18 protein-coding genes and 1 pseudogene are annotated in these 25411 nt (G+C 60.7%); 2 read left to right on the plus strand and 17 right to left on the minus strand.

Annotated elements, in window-relative coordinates; genetic code table 11:
- Window positions 1-139: 139 nt before the first annotated feature.
- From QE453_RS00655 to odc2, 6 genes and pseudogenes are all read right to left on the minus strand, one after another.
- On the minus strand, window positions 140-838 hold the full coding sequence (locus tag QE453_RS00655; RefSeq protein ID WP_309776171.1) for an OmpW family protein: 699 nt from the start codon (window positions 836-838) through the stop codon (window positions 140-142).
- A 276-nt stretch (window positions 839-1114) separates the two neighbouring features.
- Window positions 1115-2410: an MFS transporter gene (locus tag QE453_RS00660; protein WP_034496672.1), complete on the minus strand. Its 1296-nt coding sequence runs from the start codon at window positions 2408-2410 to the stop codon at window positions 1115-1117.
- 87 nt (window positions 2411-2497) lie between these two features.
- Window positions 2498-2899, minus strand: coding sequence for a MarR family winged helix-turn-helix transcriptional regulator (locus QE453_RS00665; protein WP_004445069.1), 402 nt, complete (start codon window positions 2897-2899; stop codon window positions 2498-2500).
- Between the two features lie 94 nt (window positions 2900-2993).
- Window positions 2994-4235: an MFS transporter gene (locus tag QE453_RS00670; RefSeq protein WP_309776172.1), complete on the minus strand. Its 1242-nt coding sequence runs from the start codon at window positions 4233-4235 to the stop codon at window positions 2994-2996.
- Window positions 4236-4437: 202 nt separating this feature from the next.
- Window positions 4438-5008 (minus strand): annotated as a pseudogene (locus tag QE453_RS00675) (GNAT family N-acetyltransferase).
- Window positions 5009-5204: 196 nt separating this feature from the next.
- The gene (odc2, locus tag QE453_RS00680) at window positions 5205-6338 is read right to left on the minus strand and encodes an ornithine/lysine decarboxylase (RefSeq protein ID WP_004445074.1); all 1134 of its coding nucleotides are present in this window, start codon (window positions 6336-6338) and stop codon (window positions 5205-5207) included.
- 537 nt (window positions 6339-6875) lie between these two features.
- Between odc2 and QE453_RS00685 the strand changes: the two genes are divergently transcribed.
- Window positions 6876-7769, plus strand: a complete 894-nt coding sequence (locus QE453_RS00685; protein WP_004445076.1) for a LysR family transcriptional regulator — start codon at window positions 6876-6878, stop codon at window positions 7767-7769.
- Between the two features lie 246 nt (window positions 7770-8015).
- Here QE453_RS00685 and QE453_RS00690 read toward each other — a convergent pair whose 3' ends face one another.
- The 9 genes from QE453_RS00690 to QE453_RS00730 all read right to left on the minus strand — a co-directional run bounded on the left by QE453_RS00690 (window position 8016) and on the right by QE453_RS00730 (window position 20780).
- Window positions 8016-8969, minus strand: a complete 954-nt coding sequence (locus QE453_RS00690) for a substrate-binding domain-containing protein (RefSeq protein ID WP_004445078.1) — start codon at window positions 8967-8969, stop codon at window positions 8016-8018.
- 72 nt (window positions 8970-9041) lie between these two features.
- Window positions 9042-10043, minus strand: a complete 1002-nt coding sequence (locus QE453_RS00695; RefSeq protein WP_004445079.1) for an ABC transporter permease — start codon at window positions 10041-10043, stop codon at window positions 9042-9044.
- Between the two features lie 50 nt (window positions 10044-10093).
- Complete coding sequence (locus tag QE453_RS00700; protein ID WP_137069358.1) at window positions 10094-11617, minus strand: sugar ABC transporter ATP-binding protein; 1524 nt, start codon at window positions 11615-11617, stop codon at window positions 10094-10096.
- Between the two features lie 201 nt (window positions 11618-11818).
- Window positions 11819-12439 carry a TetR family transcriptional regulator gene (locus tag QE453_RS00705; protein WP_037093074.1) on the minus strand — a complete coding sequence of 207 codons (621 nt, stop codon included), beginning with the start codon at window positions 12437-12439 and terminating at the stop codon, window positions 11819-11821.
- 100 nt (window positions 12440-12539) lie between these two features.
- Window positions 12540-15674: an efflux RND transporter permease subunit gene (locus QE453_RS00710; RefSeq protein WP_045531658.1), complete on the minus strand. Its 3135-nt coding sequence runs from the start codon at window positions 15672-15674 to the stop codon at window positions 12540-12542.
- A gap of 11 nt (window positions 15675-15685) precedes the next feature.
- Window positions 15686-16918 (minus strand): efflux RND transporter periplasmic adaptor subunit, encoded by a 1233-nt coding sequence (locus QE453_RS00715; RefSeq protein WP_309776173.1) that lies wholly within the window; start codon window positions 16916-16918, stop codon window positions 15686-15688.
- Between the two features lie 225 nt (window positions 16919-17143).
- Complete coding sequence (locus tag QE453_RS00720; RefSeq protein ID WP_004445093.1) at window positions 17144-18649, minus strand: sensor domain-containing diguanylate cyclase; 1506 nt, start codon at window positions 18647-18649, stop codon at window positions 17144-17146.
- Between the two features lie 170 nt (window positions 18650-18819).
- Window positions 18820-19644, minus strand: coding sequence for a bifunctional allantoicase/(S)-ureidoglycine aminohydrolase (locus tag QE453_RS00725; RefSeq protein ID WP_309776174.1), 825 nt, complete (start codon window positions 19642-19644; stop codon window positions 18820-18822).
- A gap of 89 nt (window positions 19645-19733) precedes the next feature.
- Complete coding sequence (locus QE453_RS00730; protein WP_309776175.1) at window positions 19734-20780, minus strand: class I SAM-dependent methyltransferase; 1047 nt, start codon at window positions 20778-20780, stop codon at window positions 19734-19736.
- Between the two features lie 314 nt (window positions 20781-21094).
- Between QE453_RS00730 and QE453_RS00735 the strand changes: the two genes are divergently transcribed.
- Window positions 21095-23089 (plus strand): bifunctional diguanylate cyclase/phosphodiesterase, encoded by a 1995-nt coding sequence (locus tag QE453_RS00735; protein ID WP_022562703.1) that lies wholly within the window; start codon window positions 21095-21097, stop codon window positions 23087-23089.
- Between the two features lie 26 nt (window positions 23090-23115).
- Here QE453_RS00735 and QE453_RS00740 read toward each other — a convergent pair whose 3' ends face one another.
- Together QE453_RS00740 and QE453_RS00745 are read right to left on the minus strand one after the other, a co-directional pair.
- Window positions 23116-24192, minus strand: a complete 1077-nt coding sequence (locus QE453_RS00740) for an Ldh family oxidoreductase (protein ID WP_169692092.1) — start codon at window positions 24190-24192, stop codon at window positions 23116-23118.
- Window positions 24193-24308: 116 nt separating this feature from the next.
- Entirely contained in the window at window positions 24309-25355 is a 1047-nt protein-coding gene (locus QE453_RS00745; protein WP_244455340.1) for a LacI family DNA-binding transcriptional regulator, read from the minus strand.
- Window positions 25356-25411 lie beyond the last annotated feature (56 nt).

The raw sequence follows: 25411 nt of genomic DNA on the forward strand, positions 1-25411 counted from the left end.
ACATGGGATGACCGTTATCAAGAAAAGAGCTTCACCAGGGGCGCAAACGCGCCTGCGGACGGCCGGGGCTCTTGCCCGTGGCCGTCCCTATAGCCCAGAAAGCGCCGCCCGTCAAAAGCCGTGCTTCATCGATCTATTGTCAGAAACGATAGGTGATACCCGCGCCAATCAGCCACGGATCCAGCTTGGCCTTGCCGCTGATCGGCGTGCCACCGAGTTCCGCCGTCCAGTCGGTCTTGAGGAAGATCTTCTTCACGTCGAAGTTCACACCCCAATGCTCATCCAGCATATAGTCGAAACCGACCTGCACGGCGGCGCCCAGCTTGTTCTTGACGTCGAGATTGCTGAAACCGGGCTTTTCCGTCTGGTTGTAGAACAGCGAATAGTTCACGCCCGCGCCGATATAGGGCTTGAAAGCGCCGAAGTCGGTGAAGTGATATTGCAGCGTCAGTGTCGGCGGCAGCAGCCAGGTCTTGCCGACCGGCGTGCCGGCCAGCACGCCCTCGCCATTGATTTTGGCATAGGTGGTGCCGAGAATGAGTTCGGCGGCGAAGTTATCGTTGAAGAAATAGCTGATGTCGAGTTCCGGGATTACGGTATCCGAATAGGACAGGCCAGCCCCTGGCACACCGTCGACGCTCCCGCTGTCGTTGGTGATGACGCCGAGGCCGCGCACGCGCAGCATCCACCGGCTTGCCGCCGCAATCGCTTCCTCCGCAGTCGGAGCCGGCGCCGCCTGGGTCATATCAGCGGCTATCGCATCGGCGGACCCGAGCATGGCGGCAACGCCAATCGCAACACTGGCAAGCAAGGCGTTGTTTCTGTTTCTATTCGTCATTCCATCTCTCCTATAGCGCACCGCAGCCGGGCAAGTCCCCGGAACCGGCTGATGACGGCGGGCCTTGCGAATCTTCGCCTGCCGCAACCGCTTGGGAGCCACTATGACGAAGGGTGACGCAGGCCGATTGAGATGGATCAAACCGGGATGCCCTTCATGTATGGAAGCGATGAACCGGCAAGCATTGTGGCAATTACGCAACAATGCCGCCGGGCGACCCGCCTACGGAAGTCGGAATAAGGAGAAGGCCACATGCGCAGGCCTCCCCCATGCATATCACGCCGTCTGCGGCGTCAGGGTCGCTGAGCCCGGCTTTCGCAGCAGCAGAACCGAGACGGCGGCAATCATGCACATCAGACCGGCAATCTGCAGCGCGGGCATATAGGTATCGAAGTCGCTCTTGAAGAAACCGGCGCCAAAGGCGGCGGTGGCTGCCCCCAACTGATGGCCGGCAAAGACCCAGCCGAAAACAAGACCGGCCTTTTCACGGCCGAAGTTTTCCGCGGCAAGCTTCACCGTCGGCGGCACGGTCGCTACCCAGTCCAGCCCGTAGAAGACGGCAAAGACCGAAAGCTCCACGAAGCTGAAGCCTGAGAATGAGAGGTAAAGCAAGGATAGCCCGCGCAGACCGTAGAACCAGAACAACAGAAAGCGATTGTCGAACCGGTCAGAAAGCCAACCGGCGAAGATCGTGCCGAAGAAGTCGAAAATGCCGATCACCGCCAGCGTTCCCGCCGCTGTTACCGCAGCCATGCCGAAATCGCCGCAGATCGAGATCCAGTGTGTCTGGATGAGACCGTTGGTCGAAAGTCCGCAGACGAAAAACGTGCCGAACAGCACCCAAAAGACGGGGTTGCCCGAGACGCTTTTCAGCGTCACCAGCGGCGATGCCAGCGTGGCGAGGAGATTGTGGTCCTGCTTGACCGGCTTTGTCACCACCGTCTCGCCATAGGCCGGCAAACCGACATCGGCGGGGTGGTCACGCATCAAAAGCAGAACGAGGACCATGGCGGTGGCAATCACCGCAACGGACAGGGTCAAGGCGGTTCGCCAGCCATAGGCTTCCGTCAGCGCCGCCAGCAGCGGCAGGAAAACCAGCTGGCCGGTGGCGTTGCTTGCCGTCATCAGGCCGATCACCAGTCCCCGACGCTTGGAAAACCAGCGTGTCGCCACGGTGGCGCCCAGCACCAGGGCAGTCATGCCGGTGCCGACACCGATCACCACGCCCCAGAGCAGCAGCAATTGCCACACCTCAGTCATGAAAAACGAGGCGACAATGCCGCCCATGATCAGGGCAAGCGCGGTGGAAACCACCTGCCGGATGCCGAAATGGTTCATGAAAGCGGCGGCAAAAGGACCAAGCAGACCGAACAGCACAAGCCTGACGGCCATGGCCGAAGAAATATCGGCGATATCCCAACCAAATTCCTGATGCAGCGGCTGGATCATCACCCCCGCAGATCCCATCGCACCTGCGGTGGCCAGCATGGTGAGAAAGGTGGTCGCGGCGACGAGCCAGCCATAGTGCAGATTTCTGCCGGCCATCCAGCTGGCGAGGCGTGTGGAGAGCATGTTCGAATTCCCTTTCCGGCGGCCGCGGCCGATATTTTACGGGTATATACCCACATTGCGGGCAGATAACGGCATATGCCCAAAAAACTACAGGGCTGCGAGCAGTTCCTGCAATTGTGCTGTTTTCTCGGGCCCAAGCCGGGCCTCGATTTCATCCTGCACCCCATCCCAGAGCGGTGCGCCCGCCTTGAGGATCGCGTGCCCTTCCTCCGTTACGGTGAGCATCGCTTCCCGCTGATCCTCGCCGTGACCAATAGCGACCAGACCCATCCGCGCCAGCACCTTGGCATTGCGGCCAACGGTGGAGCGATCCAGTTCCACCCTTGCCGCCAGGTCGGTCAGCGAGACCGGCGCAACGCGGTTGATGTTCCGCAGCAGGCTGAACTGACCGATGTTGACACCAAGCGGCGCCAGCGCCTCGTCATAATAGGACGAGACCTTGCGGGATGCTTTACGCAACAGAATGCAGTGGCAGCTATCGTTTGGCATTTGCCCCGGGTATATACCCGCAAATTCCCGGGCGCAAGGGGGTATGGAACGCAAAGATGCGACAAAACGGCCGGAGATCGGCATGCGGCAGGGTTCAGAAGCGCAGTCGGAAGAAGCCATAGGCGGCAAGAACCGCACAGACAGAGGCGCCAACCAGATAAGGCATATGCAGCGCCGCGGTGCGGCCGATCTCCGGTTCGGCCAAACTGACCATTATCCCGGCCGCAAAGGCGCCGAACGACATCGCGCCCCAACCGAAAAACCGATAGACGGAATTGACGCGTCCAAGCAGCTCATCTGGAATGAGCCTCTGCCTGTAGCTGACGGTGACCACATTCCACAACATGCCCGCTGCCGCCTCGAAAAACAGGCCGGCCGCCACCAGCGGCAAGGACGCCGACAGGCCAAGCATCAGATTGAACAGTGCAAATGTGCAAAGCGCCAGAAAGAGGCTTGCCCTCGCCCCCAACCGCCGGGCAAGCCAGGGTGAGACCAGCCCGCCAAGAACGCCGCCAGCTGCGCCACAGGTCAACAGCACGCCATAGGCGGTCGCGGAGAGATTGAGCACCTCCTGCGCATAGAGAACGAGGACTGTCATTCCCCCGACAAATACGGCGTTGATTGCGCCCAGCATGATAGCGAGCCGTAGCACCATGGGGTTGCGCCACATCCAGCCAAGGCCTTCCTGCAATGCCGGCCAGAATGAAGCCGGACCGGAGGGTTTGCGTGGCGGCAGCACGATGAGCCAGATCAACACCGCCGAGACCGCGTAAAAGCCGGCATCAAGGCCGAAGGGAATGGCAATGCCCGCCGCGATCAACAGGCCGGCCAGCGGCGGGCCGATGAACTGGCCGGTCACCTGTTCGGCGCTCCACATCTGGCCATTGGCATGTTCAAGATCACCCGGCGCGACAAGCGAAGGCAGGATCGTCTGCGCCGCATTGTCCCGAACGACCTCGGCGCAGCCGAACAGGAACGCTATTACCGCGAGCGAAAAAATCGCCGACGAACCCGATTGCATCGGTAATGGCGGGTTTGCAGTGGCGGAGATCATGGCGACTGCGCATATCATCAGCGCCAGCCGTACCATGTCTGCCCGCACCATCAGCAAACGCCGGTCGCTTCGATCGGTCCAAACCCCCACCGGCAGCGCAAAAAGCAGCCATGGCAACCGTTGCGCCACCGCGATCATGGATATCAGCAGCGGATCGCTGGTCAGCAACGTGCAGAGCCATGGTATCGCCACCATCGAAATACCATCGGCAAGATTGGATACGGCGCTCGCGGAGAATAACAGGCGGTAATCACGATTGGTTCGGAGTAGAGCTGCCTGCATGCCTGATCCCCTGCCGCTGAAATCACGCCGGAGCAGACATAAACTGTCACAATGGCCAAAGAGCCTATTGCGACCTATCGCCGCCGAACCGGTATCGCATCCGATTCCCCAGCCTCGCATGAAAGAATATTTTGCAGCAATACAATTTCGCTGGATCGGCCCCGGCCACCCGGCCGGAGCACGAAATCAACGGTTGACGGGGTCAGGCGGAGAGCCGCCGGCCGCTTGCCACCAGCAGGCCGGCAGCACCTTCAAGCCAGCCAGCTTTCAGCTCCAGCGCCAGAAAACGGCTGCGCTCGAACGGGCCGGGCATGATGAGATGCTGGGCCTTGTCGGCGAAAAAGCCGAAACGCTCGTAATAGGGTGCGTCGCCAACCAGAAGAATGGCGCCATGGCCCCGCCTGGTGGCCTCGGTAATGGCGGCGCGGCATCAGCGCCGAGCCGATGCCCTTGCCCTCATGGGCGGCATCGACGGCAAGCGGGCCGAGCAGCAGCGCTTCGACGGCGCGGCCTTCGCGGGAGATACCGGCTTCGACGTTCCACAGGCGCACCGTGCCGATGACATGGCCGTCCTCATCGCGGGCGACGAGCGCCAGGCCTTCGGCGGGAACGCGGCCGGCGCGCAGCTTTTCGGAAGACTTGCGGCGGCGTCCGGCGCCCATGGCGCGGTCCAGCAGGTTTTCACGGGCAACGACATCGCCCGGATTTTCCTGATCGACATGAAATGTCTGCGGTGTGAAAAATGCCCGTACCGAATTCAAAAGAGCGGCCATCCTTGGCCTCCCGTCACACAACCGCCCACACGCGGCCCTTGATGAAAATTGGTGGAGCCGTTCCGGCCCGCCGACACGCTTTCCTCGGCTGGAAGAGGTGCAGCAAGCAGGGATTTGCGCAACAGCACAATCGGCAGGGCCGGAACGGAAGCTTGGAAGGGTCGAGACGCCGCCCTTTCAGCGGACGGCGCTCGGATCAGATGACGTAGGCCTTCAGCGGCTCGAAACCGTTGAACGCGACCGCCGAATAGGTGGTCGTGTAAGCGCCCGTGCCTTCGATCAGAACTTCATCGCCGATGGTCAGCGAGACCGGCAGCGGATACATGTTCTTTTCATACAGCACGTCGGCGCTGTCGCAGGTCGGGCCGGCCAGAACGCAGGGCTCCATCTCGTCCTGATCGCGCTCGGTGCGGATCGGGTAACGGATCGCCTCATCCATCGTCTCGGCGAGACCGCCGAACTTGCCGATGTCGAGGAACACCCAGCGGTGGTTGTCATTGTCGGACTTGCGCGACACGAGAACGACTTCCGCCTTGATGACGCCGGCATTGCCTACCATGCCGCGGCCCGGTTCGATGATGGTCTTCGGGATCTGGTTGCCGAAGTGCTTGCGCAGCGCCGTGTCGATGGCCTGGCCGTATTCTTCGGCAGCCGGAACGTCGCGCAGGTACTTGGTCGGGAAACCGCCGCCCATATTGACCATCTGCAGGTGGATGCCCTGTTTGGCAAGCGAAGCGAAAACGCGCTTGGCATCGGCCAGTGCCGCATCCCACGCGTCGAGGTTCATCATCTGCGAACCGACATGGAAGGATACGCCGTAGGACTCAAGACCGAGCTGATGGGCGTAAACCAGAACGTCGACAGCCATCTGCGGTACGCAGCCGAACTTGCGCGACAGCGGCCATTCCGCACCTTCGCCATCCGTCAGAACGCGGCAGAACACGCGCGCGCCGGGAGCTGCACGGGCAACCTTCTCAACTTCCTCATGGCTGTCCACGGCGAAGAGATCGATGCCGAGCGCATGGGCGCGCGCAACATCGCGTTCCTTCTTGATGGTGTTGCCGAAGGAGATACGGTCGGAAGTCGCACCCGCATCGAGCGCCATCTGGATTTCAGCCACGGAGGCGCAATCGAAGTTGGAGCCGAGCGAAGCAAGCAGCTTCAGGATTTCGGGAGCCGGGTTTGCCTTCACGGCATAATAGATCGCGCTGTTCGGCAGGGAGTGCCGGAACGCGTTGAAATTGTCGCGCACGACGTCGAGATCAACCACAAGGCAAGGGCCTTCGGGACGTCGGGTCTTGATGAAGTCGAGAATGCGTGCAGTCGTCATCGATGTATTCCCTGTTAAACCGGCTCCGGAAAAATCCGGAGGACAAAGGACGCTCGAGACATGCATTCGAATCAGCCGGTGGAGGCGCAGAATCGATAGCATACGCTCAAGGCGCGAATGTGAACGACGCCCTGCCAGAGCATCATTCGGCTTTGTCTGCCATGGATTGGAGGGAATGACCCGACCGCACTTCAGGCAATGATGGTGTGCCTCTTTAGTACCCCGGCTGATGGAGAGCCGGCAGAGAACCAGAAAGGCCCGCACCGTCGTTGCTTCGTATGTCCTCGCATTTTCCGGTTGGCCGGAATAGCGACTGGAGGGGTTAGTTCCAGGTACCTTACCTAAATCCTCACCACATCGAGGAATCGGCGGACACACATGGGCACGTGCGACTTTGGGCAGCACGGGAGATAAGAATATTCGCCGTCATAATCAAGAGGATTTTTTCACCATATAGCGGAATTTTTCAGCAGCGATTTTAAGGTTGAACAGTCAGGATGCAGCGTTCAATTATATGGAACAAACTGGAGGGTTTTCATGGACACGCTGACGCGCATCCGCGCCTTTATCGACGTTGTCGAAGCGGAGGGGTTTTCCGCTGCGGCGCGCAAGACCGGGCGCTCCAAGGCGCTTCTGTCCAAATATGTGCGGGAACTGGAGGACGATCTCGGAGCGCTTCTCTTAAACCGAACCACGCGGCAGTTTTCGCTGACGGAAGCCGGGCACACCTATTACCGCACAGCATCCGACATCCTGAAGGAGATCGACAATCTCGCCGACCTTGTTCGGGAAAAGAATGCCGATCTGAAAGGAAAACTGCGGATCTCCGTTCCACGCACTTTCATCGACGCGGAGGTCGGCCAGAGCCTCATCGACTTCGCCAAGGAAAATCCGGAACTGTCGCTTGAGATCGTCGCGGAAGACCGATTCGTCGACCTGATCGAAGAAGGCTTCGATCTCGCGATCCGGATCACCCGGCTGGAGGATTCGGGCCTGATCGCCCGCAAGCTTTCCGATTTCCGGGTCTATGCGGTGGCGACGGCGGATTTCGTCGCGCAACACGGACCGCTCGATGGTCCGCAGGATTTCTCCCGCGTTCCCTTCATCATCGACACCAATACGCGTTTTCATAATACGGTGCGGTATCTGGAGCCGGATGGCGGCTCAAATTCGGTCGCCATCAGCGGACCCATCGAGGTCAACAGCCCACAGGCGACCCTGCGCGCGGCGCGTGCCGGCCTCGGAATCGCCATGGTGCCTGACTTTATCGCCCGGCCCTATATCCAGTCCGGAGAACTGGTGACGCTGTTCGACGATTACATTTCCAAGGACCGCGGCATTTATGCGGTCTATCCGCATCGTCGCTACCTGCCCGCCAAGGTGCGCAGTTTCGTGGATTATCTCTCGGCGTGGTTCAGGAAGAACGGGTGAAGGGCCGGGGGGCATTCGCCGAGCGTCCTTCCGTCATGCCGGACTTGATCCGGCATCCAGCCACGGCGCGTCTGCGCCGTGAAAGGACTCTCTCGCGATCAAGCACTTGATCGCCCTGGACCCCGGATCAAGTCCGGGGTGACGGAGTGGGGATGCAGCCGTCTCGTCAAATCCAAACCTCGGCAAAACTTTTAGCAGCATCGACGCCCGCCTTGCAGCGGGCGTCGCATGGCAGAAGCCAGCTCGTCAGAACGGCGAATCCGGGAAGTAGAACTGCTCGGCATTGTCCTTGGTGATCAGCGTCGCATCGAGGATGTACTCACCCGCGACCGGCACCTGATCGTAGAAATGCCCGGCCGTCAGCTGCATGGCGGTCGCCACCATCGCCGGCGGATAGAGCACGTCGACCGGCACAAGCTTGTCGCCGTCCATGACCTTCTTGATCATGTCCTTGGACCCGGCGCCCGCGACGATATACTGGATATCGGTGCGTTTGGCCTGCTGGATGGCTTCCAGCACGCCGATCGCCATATCGTCGTCCTGACACCAGACCACGTCGATCTTCTTGTACTTGGTCAGATAGTCCTGCATCACACGGAAGGCGTCGTCGCGGTTCCAGTTGCCGTACTGGCGGTCGAGAACCTTGACGTTCGAGCCGGCGATACCCTTGTCGAAGCCATCCTGGCGCTGCTGGTCGATCGGGATCGGCAGGCCGCGAATGACCACGACTTCGGCATCCGGCGTCGTCTTCTTGATGTATTCGCCGGCCACCTGGCCGAGCGCCGGGTTGTTGCCGGCCACATAGAGATCGCGGATCGAATTGTCGTTGACACTCGGCGCGCGGTCGACGAGCGCGACGAAGGTACCCTTGTCCTTGATCTCCTTGATGGCGTTGACAAGCGGATCGGGATCGGACGGCAGGACGACCAGCGCGTCGAGCCCCTGCACGGCCAGATCCTGCAGCGCATTGGCCTGGTTTGCGGCGTCCGGCGATGTCTTGACGATGACGTTGAGCCCCGGATGCTCCTTCATCAGAAGCTTCGCCACACGTTCGGCATGGTAGACCACGCCCGCCGTCCAGCCATGGTCGGCCGCCGGAATGGACACGCCGATCGTGACCTTTTTGTCCTGCGCGTGGGCCGAACCCGCCAGCACCGTTGCCAGCGCGGCAAAGGCCACGCCGATGAATTTATTACGCATAGTCTCTTTCCTCCCAAGACCGGGGCGTTCCTCCTCCAACCGCGCCTGCCCCACATGGCGCGGCGTGATACCTTACCTGCGGCTGAGCGAGCGCTGCACCAGCATGGCGATGATGATGATGGCCCCCTGAATGGCGCCGATCAGATATTCGCTGACGAAGTTCGACAGGATCATGATGTTGCCGACGATCTCCAGAATGAAGGCGCCGCAGATCGTGCCCCAGATGCGCCCTACCCCGCCGCGCAGCGCCGTACCGCCGACGACGACGGCCGTAATCGCCTGCAGCTCCCATAACATGCCTGTCGTTGCCGAAGTAGACGCCAGGCGCGGGACGTAAAGCAGCACCGCAACGGCGACGCAGAGCCCCTGTACCACATAGGCGATGGTGCGAACCCGGGCGACCGGAATGCCGGAATAACGCGCAACATCCTCACTGGAGCCCACCGCCGTCAGATGCCGCCCGTAGCGGGTACGGTAAAGCACGAAGGCGGCTATCGCAGCCGTGACGAAGATGACGATGACCGGCACCGGCACGCCCAGAACATTGCCGAAATAGACCGGGCGATAAAGCGTCTGGATTTCCGGGTTGCGCAGCGTGATCGCGCCGCCCTGCGACAGCCAGGTCGTCAGCCCGCGATAGATACCCATGGTGCCGAGTGTGGCGATGAAGGGTTCGATGCGGCCGATGGTGGTGATGAGCCCGTTTACCAGCCCGCAGGCCGCGCCGATGGCGAGCGCGAGTGCCATTGCCGCAAGAAGCATCAGCAACGGGCTCGCTATCGCGCCGCTGTTCATGAAGAGGATCATCAGGCTGGCCACGAAAGCAACCATGGCGCCCACCGACAGGTCCAGCCCGCCTGACGTGATGACATAGGTTGCGCCCAGCGCGATGATGGCGATGAAGGCGCTGCGGGTGATGACATTCAACAGATTGTCGATGCCGATGAAATTGGGATTGGCGATGGTGCCGAGAACCAGCAGGAGTGCCAGCGCCACGAAAGGCGCGACGGCGCGCAGGTCCCAGTCCTTCGAGGTCTTCGGCGTTTTGCCGTTATCAAATGCGGCCTCAGTCATATTTCCCCTCAGTTTCTTTTGTCAGGCCATGTTTCCCGGAAAGCGGGCGCTCAGGCGGGTTCCTGCGTGTGAACACCCGTCGCCAGCGCCACGATGTCGTTTTCAGTCATGCGCTCCCCCGTCACCTCACCGACAATCCTGCCCGAACGCATCACCAGAATGCGGTCGCAGATGCCGATCAGCTCCGGCATTTCCGAGGAAACGACAATGATCGAGCGCCCCTCATCCGCAAGCCCGGCGATAAAGCGGTAAATCTGCTCCTTGGTGCCGATATCGATGCCGCGGGTCGGCTCGTCGATGATGACGATGGACGGGTCGAGCAGCATCATCTTGGCCAGCAGCAGCTTCTGCTGGTTGCCGCCGGAAAGCTGGCCCGCCAGCAAGTCCTTGCGTCCTGTGCGAATGTCGAAGTCGCGCACTGCAGCATCAAGCGCGGCCGTTTCCCGGCCGGTGTCGATCTGGAACAGACGGCTGAATTTTTTCAGCGACGCAAGCGTGAGATTGACCCGCAGATCCTTGGTGAGCAACAGCCCCTTCCCCTTACGGTCTTCGCTGAGGTAAACGATGCCGGCCCTGAGGCTGTCCTCCGCCTTGGCGAAGTGCACCGTCCGGCCAAGGTGACGCACCGTCCCACGCCCGGTCCGCAGGCCCAGCACACCCTCCATCAGCTCCGTCCGGCCCGCCCCCACCAGCCCGGCAAAACCGAGGATTTCGCCTTTGCGCAGGCTGAAACCGGCATCCTGCGCATAACCGGGAACGTTAAAATTCTCCACCTCAAGAACAGGCTCGCGCTCGCCGCCGGCGTTCCGGTCGGGATAGAGTTTCGCCACATCGCGCCCTACCATCAGCCGCGCCATATCGGCCGGCTCCAGCTCCGAGGCCGGGTGAGAGGCGACCAGCCGGCCGTCGCGCAGCACGGTCACGCGGTCGGCGATTTCCTTCACTTCCGGCAGGCGGTGCGAGATATAGAGCACGGCCACGCCTTTCGCGCGAATATCGCGGATGACGTTAAGCAGCGCCTCGGTTTCGATAGGCGTCAGGCTGGCCGTCGGTTCGTCAAAAATGACCAGCCGATGCGGCACGAGCAGCACGCGCGCGATCTGTACCAACTGCCGCTGGGCGATAGACAGGCTGCCGACGATGGCGTCGGGGTCTATAGCGCCGCCCAGTTCGGTGATCGCCCTGCGGGCGCCGTCGCGCATGGCACGATCGTCCACCACCGGGCCCTTGCGCAGTTCGCGGCCAAGGTAGATGTTCTGCGCCACCGTCAGATCAGGCGCGAGCAATATTTCCTGATGGACGAGCACAATGCCGCGATGTTCGGCATCCACCGGCCCGCTCAGCGTGACAGGGTCGCCGTCGACACGGATCTCACCGCCCGAGGGCTTTTCATTGCCCGCCAGCAGTTTCATGAGCGTCGACTTGCCGGCGCCGTTCTCACCGATGATGGCATGCACCTCACCGGCCCGCACGTCTATCTCTATGTCCTTCAGAACCTGAACCGGTCCAAAAGATTTCGATAACCCGACCGTCCGGACAAGTGCCGGTTCCGCAGTAACCTCAGCAATAGCCATGCGCCCTCACCGACATCCGGTGCGAACGGGCGGCTCCTGCCCTTCGATTGTCCTTGAAGTGACCATGAACGAACTCCTCCCAAAGCTCGGAGAAGAAGCTAGCGTTGGTTTTGAGGTACGTAAAGCAAATTTCGCTTGTCTGTTAGAATACACTGAAATGTGAGGGCCGTCCGGTGGACGGGGAGCCCGCAAAACGCCTCACTATGCAGGGGAACGCTGGAAGCCTTTCATGAGGCGATGTACCGCTTCGGCGCCGTCGCTGGCCAGATCGAATCGTTTGCCGAACAGCAGCCAGTCGGAGCACATGCCCTTCAAAAGCCAGTAAAGCGCGCCAAGCGCGGATTCCGCGGTCCAGTTGTCGTTAAACGCGCCTTCCGCCTGCGCCCGCTCGAAAGCCGCCTCCAGCCGCTCCTTGTGGTATCGATCCAGCTCCTCCTGCGCATGAAGAACGGGCGCGAACTCATCGGAATAATTGGTACGAAGACTGATCGTCATGATGCGCTGGCGCTGTTCGTCGCCCGCCAGGAGCGCCAGCCATTTGCAGGCCGCTTCTTCTATCCTGGAGAGCAGCGCCGCACCCCTGAGGTCGGGATCGCCGAAATCGAGCAGGTCGGATTCCGGCAGCGCCACCGATTGGTAAAGGCCGATGAAGAGATCGGTCTTGCTGGAAAAATGCCAGTATATCGCCCCGCGTGTGACCCCGGCCGCGGCCGCCACCTCGTCCAGCGAGCTGTTGGCAACGCCCTTCTTGAAGAACACCCGCTCGGCAGCGGCAAGGATCGCCTGACGCGTCTCTTCTGCCTCGGCCTTGGTACGGCGCATTCCGTTATCTCCTTCCACTGCCGGCACGGCGCTTCCGCACCGTGCCTTTCCTCAATGCCGGGGCGTCATGACATGACGGTATCCCGGCTTTCCCTCGATGTTATTCCGCCGGTGAAACGGCGTCAGCAGCAATCTCGTTCTCCTTCTTCCGATCCCCGAAAATCTTCATGACGAAAACAAAGAACACGGGAACGAAGAAGATCGCGAGGATCGTCGCCGAGATCATGCCGCCGAGAACACCGGTACCGATGGCATTCTGGCTCGCGGCGCTCGCACCGGAGGCGATCGCCATGGGCAGCACGCCGAGCGAGAAGGCGAGCGACGTCATCAGGATCGGCCTGAAGCGCAGATGCGCCGCCTCCACCGTCGCATCATAGGTGGATTTGCCCTCTGCCCGCAAATCCTTGGCGAATTCGATGATGAGGATCGCATTTTTCGCGGAAAGGCCGATGATGGCGACGAGGCCGACGAGGAAGTAGACATCGTTCGGCATGCCGCGCAGCATCACCGCCGCCACCGAGCCGATGACCCCGAGCGGCACCACCAGCATGACGGAGAGCGGAATTGACCAGCTTTCGTAAAGCGCTGCGAGCAGCAGGAAGACGAACAGCACGCTGAGACCGATGAGCGCCGGTGCCTGCGAACCCGACTGGATTTCCTGCAGTGACTGGCCGGTCCATTCGAAACCGAAACCGCCGGGTAATTCGCGCGCCAGACGTTCCATTTCGGCAATGGCATCACCGGAGGAGTAGCCCGGCGCCGCCTGGCCACCGATACGGATCGCCGGATAGCCGTTATAACCGACCACCTGAGAAGGACCGCGCACCCATTCCACCGAGGCGAAAGAGCTGATCGGCACCATGCCACCATTGGCGTTGCGGACGTTGAGGTTCAGAAGATCCTCGGTCTTCATGCGCTGGCCCTGTTCGGCCTGCACCGTCACGCGCTGCATACGGCCGGCATTGGGGAAGTCGTTGACGTAGGACGAACCCATATTGGCCGAGATGGTGGCGTTGATATCGCTGAAAGTCACGCCGAATGTGTTTGCCTTCTCACGGTCGATGACGAGATTGACCTGCGCCGCATCCGGCATGCCTTCGATGCGAAGGCCGGCAAGGATGGGGCTCTGCCGCGCCGCGGCCATCAGCTGCGCGCCGGCGGCGCTCAGCGCCGTCTGGCCCGCTCCGGACCTGTCCTGCAGGCGGAAGGTAAAGCCGCTGGAGTTGCCGAGACCCTGAATGGGCGGCGGCGACAGCGCGAAGGACATTGCGTCCGGCAGGCCCCAGAGCTTGCCATTGATCCGGGCTGAGATGGCCGCTGCAGAATCCTCCGGTCCACGTTCGCTCCAGTCCTTCAGCGTCGCGAAGGCGAGGCCGGCATTCTGGCCGGAACCGGAGAAGGAGAAGCCCGACACGGCGATGACGCGTTCAACCGCCGGCTCTTCCAGGAAGATCTTTTCGATCTGCTGGATGGACTGCAGGGTGCGGTCGCTGCTGGCTTCCGCAGGCGCCTGGATGTCCACGATCAGGTAGCCCTGGTCTTCGTTCGGCAGGAACGAGCTCGGCAATTGCATATAGGCCCAGCCGAGACCGACCAGCAGCGCCGCATAGATCACCATGAAGCGGCCGGAGCGCTTGATGATGCCGCCGACCGAAGACGAATATTTGTGCGACGCCTTGTCGAAGTTGCGGTTGAACCAGCCGAAGAAGCCCTTCTTTTCATGATGGCCGGCCTTGATGGGCTTCAGGAAAGAAGCGCACAGCGCCGGCGTCAGCGACAGGGCCAGGAAGCCGGAGAACAGGATCGACACCACCATGGTCAGGCTGAACTGCTGGTAGATGATGCCGACGGCGCCGGGGAAGAAGGCCATGGGCACGAACACGGCCGTCAGCACCAGCGTGATGCCGATGATCGCGCCGGAAATCTGGCCCATTGCCTTGCGGGTCGCCTCCTTCGGCGAAAGATGCTCTTCCGCCATGATGCGCTCGACATTCTCAACGACGACGATCGCGTCATCCACCAGAATGCCGATGGCGAGAACCATGGCGAACATGGTCAGAACGTTGATCGAGAAACCCGAGACATACATGATGGCGCAGGTGCCGAGCAGCGCCACGGGCACCACCAATGTCGGAATGATGGTGTAGCGGATGTTCTGGAGAAACACGAACATCACCACGAAGACGAGGATGATCGCCTCGATCAGCGTGTGAATGACCTTCTCGATCGAAATCTTGACGAAGGGGCTGGTATCATAGGGAATTTCATACTCTATGCCCTGGGGGAAATAGCGCGACAGCTCCTCCATCGTGGCGCGTACGCCCTCCGATGTCTGCAGCGCATTGCCGGTCGGCGACAGCTGCACGCCGATGGCGGCGCTCGGCTTGCCGTTCAGGCGGCTCGAGAAGTTATAGCTTTCGCCGCCCACTTCCACACGCGCGACATCGCGCAGCCTGACGGAAGAACCATCCGGGTTGGCGCGCAGCACGATGGAGCCGAACTCTTCCGGCGAGGTGAGCTGACCCTGCACGTTGACGGTCGCGGAAATCTGCTGGCCAATCGGGTTTGGCGATGCACCGATGCGGCCGGCGGCGACCTGCGAGTTCTGCGCCTGGATGGCGCCGATGACGTCGCTCGACGTCAGGCTGAGGCCCAGCATCTTGTCCGGATCCATCCAGATGCGCATGGAGCGCTGGGTGGCAAAGAGCTGCGCGCTGCCGACGCCGGGAACGCGGCGCAATTCGCCGAGCACGTTGCGGCTGAGATAATCGCCGAGACCGATGGCATCGGTATTGCCGTCGACGGAGGTGAGCGCCACCATCATCAGAAACGAGGTGCCTGCCTGTTCCACGCGCAGGCCCTGCTGCGTCACTGCCTGCGGCAGGCGTGGCTCCACGCGTGCGATGCGGTTTTGAACTTCGACCTGCGCCTCACCGATATTGGTGCCTGGTTCAAACGTGACGTTGATCGAAATGCGGCCGGAAGCCTCCGATGTCGACTCGAAATAGATCAGGCCGGGAACACCGTTCAGTTCCTCTTCTATCGGGCGCGTGACGCTCTGGTAGATATCTTCCGGCGCAGCGCCGGGATAGGTCGTGGAGACCGAAATCTGCGGCGGCGCCACATTCGGATATTGCGCAATAGGCAGCATGGGAATGGCGAGCAGGCCCGCCAGCATGATGAAGATGGCGACGACCCAGGCAAAAATGGGCCGATCGATGAAAAAACGTGCCATGAAATCGGTCCTTATTGCTTCTGGGCCGGAGCCGCGCTCTCGCTACCTGCGGCAGCGGCGACATCGGCCTCGTCGGACCAGGGTTCAGGCTTCACCTTGGCTCCCGGGGCGGTCTTCTGGAAGCCTTCGGCAACAACGCGGTCGCCATCCTTCAGCCCTTCCGAAATTACCCAGCGGTCACCGATGGAACGGCCGACGCTGACGCGCCGCTGCTCGACCGTATCTTCGGCGTTGACGACAAGCACGCTCGCCTGACCGCCGGCATCGCGCTGAACCGCCTGCTGCGGCACCGCGAATGCAGCCTTCTGAATGCCCTGCTGGATCTGCACGCGGACATACATGCCCGGCAGCAGATCGCCGTTCGGATTGGGAAATTCACCGCGCAGCGTCACCTGGCCGGTGGTCTCATCAACCGCCGCCTCCGAAAACAGCAGACGGCCGGGCTGCGGGTAACGGCTGCCGTCATCAAAGAGCAGATTGACTTCGGCTTCATTCGGGCCGGTCATCAGCTTGCCGTCCTGAAGCGCCTTGCGCAGCCGAATGAGATCGGCCGCCGGCTGGGTGAAGTCGGCATAGATCGGATCAAGCTGCTGGATCGTCGCCAGGTTTTCAGAGCCGGTCGCGCTGACGAGCGCGCCTTCCGTAATACGCGCGCGGCCGATCCGGCCGCTGATCGGGGCTTTAACATCCGCATATTGAAGATTGAGCTTCGCTTCGGCCAGGCCTGCTTCGGCCACCGCCACCTCGGCATCGGCCTGCGCCAGCTGGGCAATGGCGTTGTCGAATTCCTGCTGCGAACCAACGTTGGAACGGCGCAGCTGCTGCTGCCTGTCGGCCGTCTGGCGCGCCTGAAGCTGCGCGGCCTGCGCCCGGCGCAACGTGCCCTCGGCGCTGTCGACGCGCACCTGGAACGGGGCGGGATCGATGCGGTAGAGGACATCGCCTTCCTTCACCAGCGAACCCTGCTCGAACACGCGCTCAACGATGATGCCGGAGACACGCGGGCGCACTTCCGCAAGTCGCGTCGGAGCAATGCGGCCCGGCAGGTCGTTGGTTATCGGCAGCTCTTCCTGCTTTACGGTCACGACCTTGACTGCACCAGACGGCGGCGCGCCGGGGGCAGACGCCTGCTCGTCGCTACATCCGACCACAACGATGCCCGCCAACAACACCGCCACGATCTGCCCCAGTCTATTCGCCATTCTGCGCTCCGAATCCATGAAAAAGGTCACATTTACATACATACTAAGACGTATGTAAATTTCTGACAATAGAATTGTTGCAGCGCAAAACCGGCCTCACGCGCTTGTGAAGCCGCGCGAGACGGCGTGGAAACACGGCCTGCATTCGCAAGAACATCGGGAAACGGAAGGCACTGGGACCCACGACGGCGCGGGTCCCGCCTTGGGCCTTATGGCCGGAAGATCAGAAATAATTGCGCGAGCAAGGGTCGACGACCCGTCTTACCCTCAGGACAAACGCTTCAGCGAGCTGGCTTCGGGCTGGGGGCCGGCATTGGTCTTGTCGTTATTGTCGGCAGATCTGTTACGCAGCGCCGCGTAATAGGCATTTTTCTGCTCGTACATATTCATATCGGCGCGGCGCACCAACGATTCCATCGTCTCGCCTGCCTCGCTGGTCGCCACACCCAACGACAGGCTGAGCGGCGCGCTGGAATAGAACTGGTTGTTGATCTTCAGCAGCTCATAAACGGTTTCGACCATGGCGGCGGCCACCTGCTTGTCGGCGCCGGGAAGAAGAATGGCGAATTCGTCGCCGCCGATGCGGGCTGCATGGTTCGGCGCAGTCACCACGCCGTTCAGCACCTCGCCCATGCGTCGCAACAGGGCGTCGCCAGCATCGTGCCCAAGCTTGTCATTCGCGTCCTTCAGGCCGTTGAGATCGATCACGATCGCCGATACGGGCCGCAACGCGCTGCGCTCCAGCCTGTTCAGCTCGTCGGAATAGAAGGCGCGGTTGTGCAGCTTGGTCAGCACATCGTGCTTGCCGAGATATTCGAGGTAGGCTTCGGCTTTCTTGCGCGCGGTAATATCCGTCAACGCCACCTGCACCAGAGACCAGTCCCGCTCATACCCGGGAAAAACCGAAAAATGCAAAAGCAGATGCCGCTCGGAACCGTCCAGCGCGTAGTTCACCACCTCGCGGTGATGGCTGAGATTACCGTTCCAGAGTTCCATCAGCTGTTCGCGGAACGGCTTTTCCATCTCGTCGCGGAAAATATCGCCGAGCCGCTGCAGCAGAACCTGCCGGTCCGGCGCACAGAACAGGTCGAGCGTCGCGCGATTGACGTCGATGACGCGGATTTCGCTCATGCATTGCCGCACGAATTCCGGATGCACATCCATGAAGACCCGGAAATCGATGATGCCGCGCTCCCTGACCTCCTCGATCAGGCGCCTTACCCGGCTGAAATCCTCCACCCACAGGGACACAGGCGAATGTTTGAACATGCCCTCGGCATAACGGCGGTTGAGCAGCTCCTTGCGGCGGGCCTCCTCCCGCTCCGTTACATCCTCGGTGGTCAGAAGCAGCCGGTCGAGCGTGTCCTCGTGGCCGGGTATCACCGCGCCGCGCAACTGAATGTCCAGCCGCTTGCCACCGATCGAATAATTGACAGCATTGCTGGTGAATTCCGTCTTGCCGGCCCAGAGTTCGGAAAGCTCGTTCACATGGCTCTCTAGCATGTCATCGCGAAAGATGCGGTGCAGATTGTCAACGAGATGGTTCTGGTCGTGGGCCTCGAACAGTTCCAGCGTCCTGGCGTTGACCTGGATGACGCGGATCTTCTGCGAACAGGCAGCCACCCTTGTCAGATCGTCCAGAAGAAACGCCCTGAGATCCTCTACGCCCTCCGCCCGCCAGATATCGAACTGGCGCTTTACCTCGCTGAAATCCTCGATCCACATCGCCACGGGCGCAAGATTGAAGACATTGGCATCGATCGTCTCAGTCATACGGGCAAGTCTTCTCAAGGATAGGTGCAGGCGGATCACCAAACGGAGCGGCGCAGCACTAGCCGCCGCCTACGGGAATTTATTAGGGATATTCGATCCAAAGCAAGCATTTATCGCGCAAACCGCCGGATTGCGCGACAATTCATGGTTTTTTGCAGACCGCAGGCCCGTTACCAGAGCTTCACGTGTCGGTTTACATCCTTATAGAGCAGATAGCGGAATCGGCCCGGCCCGCCCGCATAACACGCCTGCGGGCAATAGGCGCGCAGCCACATGAAGTCGCCGGCCTGCACCTCCACCCAGTCCTCGTTCAGCCGGTACACGGCCTTGCCTTCAAGAACATAAAGGCCGTGTTCCATGACATGGGTTTCCATGAAGGGAATGGTCGCGCCCGGCTCGAAGGTGACGATGTTGAGATGCATGTCGTAACGCACGTCATCAGGATCGATGAAACGGGTCGTCGCCCATTTGCCGTCGGTGTCCGGCATTGCCGAAAGGGCGGTCTCGTCTTCATGCGTGAAGATCGCCGGCGGCGGCTCCAGCCCGTCTACGGCCTGAAACGCCTTCCGCACCCAGTGGAATTTGACCGGCGCCTTGCCCGAACTACGGATCTGCCAGCGGCTGCCGGCCGGAAGGAAAGCGAAGGAGCCCTCCCGCAGCTCATGCCGGGCGCCCTCGAATTCCACGGTCATCTCGCCATCGACGACGAAGATCGCCGCCTGCGCCCTTGCGTCCGGCTCCGGACGGTCGCTGCCGCCGCCGGGCTGCACTTCAACGATGTATTGCGCGAAAGTCTCGGAAAAGCCGGTCATCGGCCGGGCGATGATCCAGGCACGCGTGCCGGTCCAGTGGGGCAGCACGCTTGTCACGATATCGGACATCACGGTCTTGGGGATGACAGCATAGGCGGTCTTGAATACAGCCTTGCTCGACAGGAGTTCCGTCTGCCCGGGCAGACCGCCCATATCCGAATAATATCTCTTCATTTCAGCCATTCCATTCTGCAATGCATTCGGCGCGGATTCTTAGGCCCGCGACGAGGTTTAAGCAAATGGTTATTGGCAGGAAGACGAGCCGAAGGATGTCATGCCTTCTTACGCATCGTCGCGTAGACTATATTGTGGTTCTCGCCAAAAAACACCTCAGCCTCGATGCTGTCCGGATCGGCGCTGGCATTGACGATCCGCCACATATCTGCCTTCGAGCGCAACAGCAGCGCCCAGTTCATGAAGGTTTCCATGTAGCCGTCCACAACGATGTCCTCGGAGAAGTTGGCGAAAAGGAACATGCCGCCGGGTTTCAGCATCTCCATGCAGCGCCGCGTGAGTTTGATCGCCACACGGTCGTTCAGGTAGTCGTATAGACCGGCTGCGTATATCAGATCGAAAGTGCCGAGCTCCTGCGTGCGCAGGACGATATCGCGCACCGAGCCGTCGATCGCCTCGATGCAGGTGCCGGCGAAATCGCGGGCAACGGAACCGACGCTCAAGGGGTCCTGATCGAGCGCCACCCAGCGCCGCAGCCTGCCCTCCTTCAGCGCCGCGGAAGCATCCGCCTCGCGCAGATGTCCGGACGCTATGGTGAGGATTTCGGTATCTTCACCGTGCCGGGCCGCCGCTTCGTCGACAAAGCTCGTCAGCAGATCCCGTCGCTCGCGCACCGCCACGGAAGAACTGGCGTCCTTCGTATAGTCGTAAAGATCACGCCCCAGCGGCGTCGCATTCTTCACCAGACCGGCAACGCTTTCGTGACCATAGATGAAGTCCAGCAATTGCGCATCGCCGGAATAACCCCGCGGCTTGTCGAACGACCAGCGCGTGAACGGATCCTGCAGAAAACGCTCCGACACGGGGTGATTCTGTATGACGGGGATCAGTTCAGCCCACACGCTTGAGTGGAGTTTTTCTCGCAACCCATGCAGCGCCCCCGCCGTTCGATGTATTATGTCATGTGCTGAAATACCATTATCGAACTGCTGCTGTGCCAATTCGAGAATGATGGCAATTTCTGCTTTTGCAACTGCGAACTGCTCATCGAACGTTTTCGTTTTGCGTGCAAAAATCTCTTTTGCGACAGTATCCGGGGTGATCAGACTTGCCCCATCCAGATTTTTCTTCTTTACCCGCACCACTTCAGCCTCCAGTGTTAACACATTGTTAACTATACGTTTCTGGGACACCGAAGGCCACTCGATTTCGATTTTTGCGCGGTGTAGGGATAGATTAGTAAATTAGCGTATTTTTTTGGTCACACTCTCGGGTGGCGGCTGGGAGGATAGGCGGTTTAGTGAAACTTAATGTTGCGAACGTATGATGCGTTCTTCCTTTCCATGGTCTCAATCCGCTTTGGCAGAGATCGACAGGAACCCGAACTGGGTGCGACAGCACACGGAAAAGTGGAATAAGCAGTTACTTAATAAGTATACGCAACACTATGGGAAAGTGCATGAAGCACACATTGGGAGAGGTGAGTGGACAGCAAGACTATCGGCGGCCGGACTCCCGGTTTTCTGATGAACTTCTTGCCCTTTACCAGCAGGAAGGCGAACGCAGCCGCCGGGGTTCTATCCGTCGGGGCCTGTGGACGGCTGTCTTCATTTATCTTCTGTTTGCCGCTTCAGACATCGTTCTGATACCCGACGTCGCGTTTTACACCATTGTCGCACGTTTCGCGGTCGCCGTATCAGCGCTGCTGACACTGGAAATCCAGCTACGCCGGGGAGCCAGCACCGCAGCGCTCGACCTCACCTGTGCGACCGCCCTCGTCATGGGTTATATCGGTTGGCTGTTGCCATCGCTGCTGACCGACAATATCGAAAACATGTCCTATTACATGGTTTTCGGGGCGATCTTCATGATGGGCGCCAATCTGTTTTTCACTTTCAGATTCCATCTGTCGCTGGTGTCATCGGGCATCATTCTCGTCACCTATTTTCTGGCGGCGACGCAGTTTCCTGAAGACGCTTTCTACAAATTCGCTTTCGGCACCTTCTATATCTCCTGCTTCGTCTTCACGTCTTATGTGAACTGGAACCTGAACAGGGAACGCTACCATGTCTTCGTCAACGGGCTGGAAGCGAAGGCCCAGCAGAAGGCGGCGGATGAGCGTGGCCAGGCGCTGCTGCGTCTTTCCAATACCGATTCCCTGACCGGGCTGCAGAACCGCCGCGCCATCGATCACCATCTGCGCCTGTTGTGGGATAACTGGATGAAGAAGGAAGAAGGTTTTTCCGTATTCCTGATCGATGTCGATTTCTTCAAGAAATACAACGACCGTTATGGCCACCAGGAAGGCGACAAGTGTCTCGTGACCGTGGGCAATGCCTTGCAGGATGCAATCATCCAGCACGGCGCCTCGATCGGCCGTTATGGCGGCGAAGAATTCATCGTGCTGGCGCCATTCAAGTCCAAACAGCAGGTTGGCGAGCTCGCCGAAACGATCCGCCATACCGTGGAAAGCCTGTCCCTCGCACATGACCAGCGCCGTGACGGCACCTTCATCGTCACTGTCAGCATCGGCGCCTCCTTCACCCGCCCCAATCCGGACGGCAAGCTGGAGAAGATCATCAACGAGGCCGATCGCGCGCTTTACATCGCCAAGGGCAATGGCCGCAATTGCATGAAGCTGTTCGATCCCGACGATCCGCAGACCAGCGACGAAACGGAAAACATCGCCGCCCTTCTGAAGATCGCAGTTTCGGAGAACCTTGTTTCCCTTGTCTACCAGCCGATCTTGAACATCTCGACCAATGAAACGACAGGCGTCGAGGCGCTGATGCGACTTCGCCTGCTGGATGGCAATTCCGTCGCCCCCAGCATTTTCATCCCGATCGCCGAGCGTACCGGCACGATCATGGAACTGGGCCTGTGGACCATCAAGACGGTCTGCAAGCACATATTGGCCGATGACAGGGTTGATGTCGTCAGCGTCAATGTGTCACCCATGCAATTGAAGAACCCTGGGTTCGCCACGTCCGTCGCGGCCATTCTCGTGGAAGCCGGTATTGCCGGCAACAGGCTCGCCTTCGAAATCACCGAAGGCCTGGACATGGAAATGCATTCGGATGTGCTGCGTTGCCTGAACGACCTGAAGACGCTTGGCATCAAAATCTGGCTGGATGATTTCGGAACGGGTTTCGCCGGCCTGTCATGGCTGCGCATGACGGATTTCGATACCGTCAAGATTGATCGTTCCTTCCTGCATGACAGCAAGACCCCACGCGGACGGGCGATGCTGCAGGACATGATCCGCCTCATTCGCAATCGCGGCCATAAAATTTTGATCGAAGGCGTGGAAACCGAGGAACAGCTGAGGCTCGTGCGCCAGATGGAAATCGATTACGCGCAGGGCTATTACATCGGCCGCCCGGTCGTGGCGGAAAGGCTGGGGCCCGCAAAAGCACCCTATCCGCGCCCCAGCATGCTTCTTCGTCCCGCCTGAGCGGGCGCTGCGACAATCGTGGAAGCTTAGTGATAAGCGGGCGGGCTGACCGAAAACCTTGCCGCCATTTCCGAAAAGGCTGCGCGTGTGACCGGATCGACCGGCGCTCCTTCCCTTTCCCGCTTCGCCGCCACCGCCCATTCGCGATCGCCAGGCGCCATGACCTTGCAATCCTCGCGAACGGGGGAACCCCGTAGCACTTCGAGATAGCGCTTCATGCCCTCGTCAAACGCGTCGCGCTCAAGGAAGGCTTCCGGTTTCAGCGCCAGAACGAAGGCACCAAGCCCGCGCGGCGTGGAGAAATCCGGCCCCCCCATCGGGGCGATATCGAAGCTCAGCTTCATGCCGGTCAGAACCGCACTGAAAATCTCCACCATTCCCGCCAGCGCCGCCCCCTTGAAGCCGAATTCGCCGCCGACAGGGGCAAGCATTTCCGCAGCATTCGGATCCCTTGTATCGACGCCGTCACCATCCGAGGCAACGCCCGCAGGCAATTGCTGCCCGAGGCTGCGGTAAAGCAGCACGCGATTATAGGGCACTGCGCTGGTCGCCATGTCCAGCAGCCACGGCAGGTCATCCGCTGCAGGAACGCCGATGGCAATCGGGTTGGTGCCGTGAAAGCGCATGGCGCCATCATGCAGGCGCACGAAACTGTCCGAATTGCAGAATGCCAGGCCGATATAGCCCTGCCGGGCCGCCTCCAGCGCATAAGCCCCAGCCGGTCCGAAATGCGAGGAATTCCTGATCGCCACCGCGCCGATGCCAAATTTTTCCGCGAGCGCCATGGCGTTTTCCATGGCCGCATAGGTGGCGCGGGCGCCGTGGGCGTTGTCCGCATCCACCGTCTCCACCGCGCCGAAGCCGGAAACGCGGCTGATCTGCGGCCGCGGATTGAGACGCCCGCCTTCAAGTGCGGTGACATAATGAGCGAGCAGGCGCACACCGTGGCTGTCAACGCCAAGCCGCGTACCATGCATCATGGCGCGGGTCGCCGCATCGGCCGTTTCGTCATCCGTACCGGCAGCGAGGAAAACGGCGCGGCAGAACCGATCCAGCTCATCCAGCCTCGCCAGAGCAGGGACGTTTTCATTGCTGTGCGACATGCGGGGAACCCTCCCGATTCCAGAATCCATGCCGCACAGGCTATTCATGGGATAGGTTTTTGCAATCGAATATCACGTGGAAAACGTCGATCGGCGCGGCGGCGGCGGAAAGCGGCCTATTTGCGCGGCGGGGCGATACTGCCCCTCAGCACCAGCCGGCAACCGAGTTCCAGCCGGTGCGCCGGCCGGGTGGGATCGGCCGCCACCAGCCGCTGCTCCAGCAGCGACAGCGCCGCCCCGCCCAGCCTGTCGGCGGGCAACTGGATGGTGCTGAGAGGCGGTGTGCTGAAGGCGGCTGGCATGATGTCATCGAAACCCAGCACCGAAACATCCTCGGGCACCCGGATGCCGGCCTCCCCCAAGGCCTTCAGACAGCCGAGCGCCAGATTGTCGGCGGCGCAGAAAATCGCGGTGGCGTTTCGCAGCGGTCGCTGCTCGGCAAGCAGACGGCGGATAGCCACCTCCCCCCATTCCGGTTCGTAGCTCTCGACCTCGATGACCATATCGGCCGGAACGGCAAGGCCCGTTGCAAGGAATGCATCGTTATAGCCATCATGACGACGGCGGATCGTCGTGCGGCCCTTCCAGGTCACATGCACAATATTGCGATGCCCAAGCGACAGCAGATGCTCGATGCCGAGGCGAGCGCCGAACCGGTTCTCCGCCGTTACCGTATCGACGATCATGGCCGGATCTTCGCCATTGATCAGCACCACGGGCTTGCCAAGCGCGGAAAGCGCCTCGACCAGCTGCGGCCTGTCGTCATTCAGAACCACGACACCGTCCACATTATCTGTCCTGACGGCTTCGGCAACCGCCACGGGGTCGAGCCGGCTCGTTGCACTGACATAGGGAACGATGCGGATGCCGCGCCGCTCGCATTCGCGGCGGAAGCCGTTCAGCATTGTCCAGCTGACCATGTTGAGCTCGCTCTGCGGTGCCGCGTCATTGGTCATGGCCAGCAGGACGACACGCAAGGTGGCGATGGTCGCCTTCTGGCGCCGGTTTTCGAGATAACCAAGCGACCGGGCGGCTTCCAGAACCCGCTCGCGAACCTGCGTGGTGAGCGGCGCCGTGCCGTTGATCGCATGCGAAGCCGTGCTCAGCGAAACATTCGCCTCCCGCGCGACGTCCTTAAGCGTCGTTTTCCTGTCTATTTTCATAAAAGGGAATTCAACCACTCTTCTTCGGACGGCCCTGGCGGAAAGACTCACGCAAT

Origin of the sequence: Agrobacterium sp. SORGH_AS_0440 (genome assembly GCF_031453135.1) — a bacterium.
GTDB lineage: Bacteria > Pseudomonadota > Alphaproteobacteria > Rhizobiales > Rhizobiaceae > Agrobacterium > Agrobacterium pusense.